Source organism: Okeania sp. SIO2F4, assembly GCF_010672385.1.
In the GTDB taxonomy this organism is placed as follows: domain Bacteria; phylum Cyanobacteriota; class Cyanobacteriia; order Cyanobacteriales; family Microcoleaceae; genus Trichodesmium.
This window is the reverse complement of the sequence record NZ_JAAHGT010000780.1, coordinates 1-4,707: the sequence shown is the minus strand read 5'-3', so window position 1 is coordinate 4,707 and position 4,707 is coordinate 1. Positions and strand designations below refer to the sequence as shown.

The following is a 4,707-nucleotide window of genomic DNA, read 5'->3' as shown; positions in this document are numbered from 1 at the left end:
CAGAAGTCGCAAGTCAGAAGTAATCCCTGACGATCGTTTGAGTATTTTTCAATGTCCTAATCTTTGCTTCGACTGCTATATGGGAAGATTGAACGCCCAAACAGTTAATTCAACCCCTCTCCCCACACTCCCCACACTTCCCACACTTCCCCCTCTCCCCCCTCTCCCCACACTTCCCACACTTCCCACACTTCCCACACTCCCCACACTCCCCCTTCTCCGGTTTTACAACCCACTGCATTTATCTTGAGCAGAAATAGTCACTCCGATAAATGGAGATGTACCTCCTGCTAACCTAGTTAAAATATCTGTAATTGCACTAATTTGACGCTTAGTCACAACATATTCATTGACTGTTTTTTGCCACTCCGAATCATTAGCAGGTAAAATCATGCCATAAGAAATACAGATAAGTGGTCTGTTTAGTTCTAAAGCATATTGATTTTCTTTTAATCCTTGTCGGAATGCTTCTCCTACTAATAAAATCCCGTCACTAGCAAAAGCATCTATTGTACCTGATATGGCATCTTTAACTGCAGTTTCTCTTCCCGATGCTCCTTGATCAACTTTTTGGTCTGCCAGTTGATATCGACTATCAATAAATTTTTGTGTAAGAGAATCATTAGACCTCTCCAGAAAAGAGGGAACACTTAACTGGGAACAGGGAACAGGGGGGATTAATTGATAATTTATGGATAAGAATTGATTTTATTTTTCATTTTTGGAGAAGTCTATTGAGAACCCCGATTACAATTCCTTCCAGAAATCCATCTGGATTAACTGTTAATCTTCTGTCTGGTTTCATCATTAAATATGTACCAGCCGTGAAGAAACGTTCAGAATAAATAACTCCTGTTGGTGGATTTTTTCTAATAGTATTAGGACCACATTCTATATGAACTCGATTATTAGCTACACTGCGATGACGTCCTTGCTCTGAATCTTCATCAAGAATAGTTTCTAATTTTTCTATAGTAATAGTTCTGTTTAATTTTTGTTCTAAATCTTCTTTAAATCCATTCATTAATTCTAGACAAATTCCTTCCCATTTACCTCCATAAATATAACCGAAAGGAGCAGCATCTTTTCTCATTCCAACTTTTAGCACTCCAGTTTGTTGAATTTCTTGTAATACTCCTTGTGCCCTTGCACATCCAGAATTTATGACAGCAAATATAAGACTAAATATGATTATTGTTAGTTTTTTTTTCATGGTTGACCTCACATTAAAATCATTCATATCATCCTTGCTCAAATCATCTACAGTTTTTTGTTCGATAATCAAAAATTATACAATAAAATGAACAAATGTCAAGTTTTTAAAATTAAAAAATAAGGAAGGTGGAATAGATATCTTGAAAATAAAAAATAAGGTCAAATATTTTTCACAAATTAGACAAAAACTATACGCCAATAAATTAGGTATAAAAATATATTAATGACTACCAAAAAGGAACAAAAATAATTATTGAGATTACTTATTAAAAGCTCATAAAACTAATATAAAAAGCTCAAAAAATAAAACAGGCAATAATGGTCAGCATCCCTAATGCGATACTGCTGACACAACACTTCGCGATCGCCAAAACATAAAAACAATTAATTAAACCAGGAGGGGAGTTTTCTTTGACATCCTCCCCGATCTAAAGGCAGAGATTCCTACCTGACTCCTAGCAATAGTCTAATTATTTGTAGCAAACATTTATCACGCCCGGTATTAGTGGTCAGGATATTTAGTCAATTGTCAGGAGGTAATACCGTTTTTCTCACTTTGCACGAAAGTGCGGATCTTCTCGCAACATTTTGATAAATAGACATAGGCGTGAAAAAGATATAGATTTTTTGTGGCTAGTAGGGAACACTTAACACTTAACACTTAACAGGGTATATATTTTCACGAAAAAAATACTAAAAATGATTTTGGAGAGTGAATTTTACAACTCTAGCTTGTCTTAAATAAACAGCAAGTTGATTTTCTGGAGAGGTCTAATAATTTATTTACTTGATAATTGCATATCTATATCCAACTATGAAGTAAGAAGACATTGAGAGTAGAGATGTTGTATGCAACTTCCCTATTTTGATAAATAATTTATTGATTTCATAATTGCATATCTATATCCAGTTATGAAGTAAGAAGACAAAGATACGCTTAGGGGTTCTACATAACAGACGAGTATGCCACTTAATTGTTCTAATAACTTACCAAGTTGCGTGGCTGTTTTTAACTAGACCTGCTGTAAATAAAACAATAGGAGAATTTTATGAACGAGCGTCGTCAAAAATCTTATTCCATTCGTGTTAATGCCGCTGAATTAGCCAGAAGTCGCCAATATCCAACCCATCAAGCTAATGGGGACGAAGAGCGCTACGCAGGCGATCGGTATTTCATGTCCTTTACCAAAGGTTTAATCCATAACCCCAACACAGGATTGTTACAAGATCCAAGAGACTTTGTAGAATTTCGCCGAGCTATCGATGATGGCTTCATCGATCCCTTTACTGATAGAGTTCGTCATGGTGCAAAATATAAGGTTGTTAATGGCAACATTGTAGAAGAGGAAAATCCGAATTTCCTTAATGGTTTTAGACAGTGGGAAGCTCCAACTGCAGGGGTTGTACACGATCTAGAAGGACCTGATGCTCAAGCAGTCACCATGGCTCCCGCACCACCATTATTAGATTTCACTGGAAACATAAACCTGGAACTGATTTTTGAGATGGCAGAGGTATATGAACTAGCAATTCTTCGCGATTTTCCTCTTAACGATTTTGAGAAAGGTGCAAAAAATGAAAATTTGAAAGCATCAATTGCTCGCCTCAATAAACTTGGTTACGTCCAAAATCAAAATGGACGACCCCGAAAAGTCAACCAGAAAAGAAAAAGAGTCAGCCAGAAAGGAAAACTCGACCTACAGACAGTATTTCGTGGGTCTTCTCCAGGGGTAGAAGTGGGACCTTACCTGTCTCAATTTTTGCTAATTGGTAACAAAGCCGTCAACGGAGAGGATGGTGTCACTACAGGAAAAATCGCCTATGGTGTTCTGGAAATCAACCAAAAAGTTCCCATAGCGACGCCAGGAACAGACTATATGACCGATTTTACAAAGTATGTTGAAGTTCAGCGGGGTATTGCACAGCCACGAGAAAGCTATGCTCCTGGACGTCGCTTTATTTCCACACCCCGCGACCTGGCAACCTATGTCCACTACGATGCCCTTTATGAAGCTTATCTCAATGCTTGTCTGATTCTGTTGGGAATGGGAACTCCTTTCGATCCTGGTTTCGATCATCTCTCTGGAGGTGGTGTAGCACCAACAGATCCAAAAACTCGCCGTCACGCTAATGGTTTTGCTCTTTATGGCGGTCCCCACATTTTGACCTTGGTGACTGAGGTAGCAACACGAGCGCTCAAGGCTGTTCGTTTCCAGAAGTTTAACAATCATATTCGCTTGCGACCAGAGGCTCTAGCAGCACGAGTTGAGCTGGTGCGTCGTAAAAATGAATGTGACAGTGCTATACAGAATGAATTTATCCCAGAAGCCTTGCTTAAATACGTTCAGGGGTTCCTAGATAAGCTAGAAAACAATGGAAATGGTGATTTAGCAACAAGTACTCTCGGAAATATTTCCGCAATAGCTGAAGGTAGTTATCTGCTACCAATGGCATTTCCTGAAGGATCTCCCATGCACCCTGCTTATGGTGCAGGACACGCTACCGTTGCTGGTGCTTGTGTAACCATTCTCAAGGCATTTTTTGACACCAGTGCAGTGCTTGTAAAGGATAGTAGTAACGAATATAGGTTCAAACGTATGGAGGAAGGTGATAAATTGGTTGCTTTCCGAGCAAATGATGCTGATAAAGGTAATACCTTGGTAGAAGACACAATTAATCATATTTCTGAAGCTCTAACTCTTGAGGGTGAACTGAATAAACTAGCAGCCAATATTTCCATTGGTCGAAACATGGCAGGAGTTCACTACTTCACCGACTATTACGATAGCGTTCGCATGGGCGAGGAAATTGCCATTGGTATTCTTGAAGAACAGGCATTGACTTATCCTACAGATCCCTTTGTCTTCTCTGTACCAACCTTTGATGGTGAGGTTGTGAGAATTGGTCGGCGATGAATCATTAGGTACATAGGTGAAAAGGTTACTCTCAAAATAGTCTATCTTATAGTCTGATTTGATTGTAGGATAAATAGAAACAGAAGGAGGCGATCGCTTTTGAGAAAAATGGCGATCGCCTTCTTCCTCTAACAAGAGCGATTATTTTTTAACTTCCTCATAAATTTCTCTCGCACTTTTCTCCCCAAACATCTTCTCCTTTAACTCCAAATAATCTACCGACTGCGACATAGTTTCCCGACAGAAAAACGCAGCTTTAGCAATTCCCAAACTATTGATAATTGCCCGTACACTTTCACTTCTAACCAATGCCATTTCTGGCACAATTAACTTTTGATTCATCTTTAAATTTATCCCTCTAAAAAGAACCAACAATATTATTAACAAAAACTGTAGGATTTTGAACTATTATAGCTCCCTCATACCTTTTAATATGATGTCCGGATAATGAGCGATCAAAAAATTTTTGTTTGTAGTAGGGCTTTAGCCCTAAATTATAGAAGTTGCTCAAGCCCTACTACAAGCTTTAATTATAACTATTCAACCGGACATAATATAACATTACAGATAAAATATA

General features: G+C 38.2%; 5 protein-coding genes. 1 reads left to right on the top strand and 4 read right to left on the bottom strand.

Annotated features, from left to right (window positions below; genetic code table 11):
* Positions 1-104: 104 nt before the first annotated feature.
* From F6K22_RS32585 to F6K22_RS32575, 3 genes are all read right to left on the bottom strand, one after another.
* A complete protein-coding gene (locus F6K22_RS32585) occupies positions 105-236 on the bottom strand; it encodes a hypothetical protein (RefSeq protein WP_293107871.1) in 132 nt (43 codons plus the stop codon).
* Complete coding sequence (locus F6K22_RS32580; RefSeq protein WP_293107868.1) at positions 226-393, bottom strand: hypothetical protein; 168 nt, start codon at positions 391-393, stop codon at positions 226-228. Before F6K22_RS32580 ends, F6K22_RS32585 begins: the two co-directional genes overlap by 11 nt.
* Positions 394-715: 322 nt before the next feature.
* Positions 716-1,285, bottom strand: coding sequence for a type 2 periplasmic-binding domain-containing protein (locus tag F6K22_RS32575; RefSeq protein ID WP_293107865.1), 570 nt, complete (start codon positions 1,283-1,285; stop codon positions 716-718).
* Positions 1,286-2,264: 979 nt separating this feature from the next.
* Between F6K22_RS32575 and F6K22_RS32570 the strand changes: the two genes are divergently transcribed.
* Positions 2,265-4,130: a vanadium-dependent haloperoxidase gene (locus F6K22_RS32570; protein WP_293107862.1), complete on the top strand. Its 1,866-nt coding sequence runs from the start codon at positions 2,265-2,267 to the stop codon at positions 4,128-4,130.
* A gap of 141 nt (positions 4,131-4,271) precedes the next feature.
* Here the strand turns inward: F6K22_RS32570 and F6K22_RS32565 are convergent, their stop codons facing one another.
* Positions 4,272-4,472: a hypothetical protein gene (locus F6K22_RS32565; protein WP_293107860.1), complete on the bottom strand. Its 201-nt coding sequence runs from the start codon at positions 4,470-4,472 to the stop codon at positions 4,272-4,274.
* Between the last annotated feature and the right edge of the window lie 235 nt (positions 4,473-4,707).

Excerpts from the sequence above, each read along its gene's own strand:
- F6K22_RS32580 (WP_293107868.1), bottom strand. The coding sequence starts at position 393 with ATGATTTTACCTGCTAATGATTCGGAGTGGCAAAAAACAGTCAATGAA.
- F6K22_RS32570 (WP_293107862.1), top strand. The coding sequence starts at position 2,265 with ATGAACGAGCGTCGTCAAAAATCTTATTCCATTCGTGTTAATGCCGCT.
- F6K22_RS32565 (WP_293107860.1), bottom strand. The coding sequence starts at position 4,472 with ATGAATCAAAAGTTAATTGTGCCAGAAATGGCATTGGTTAGAAGTGAA.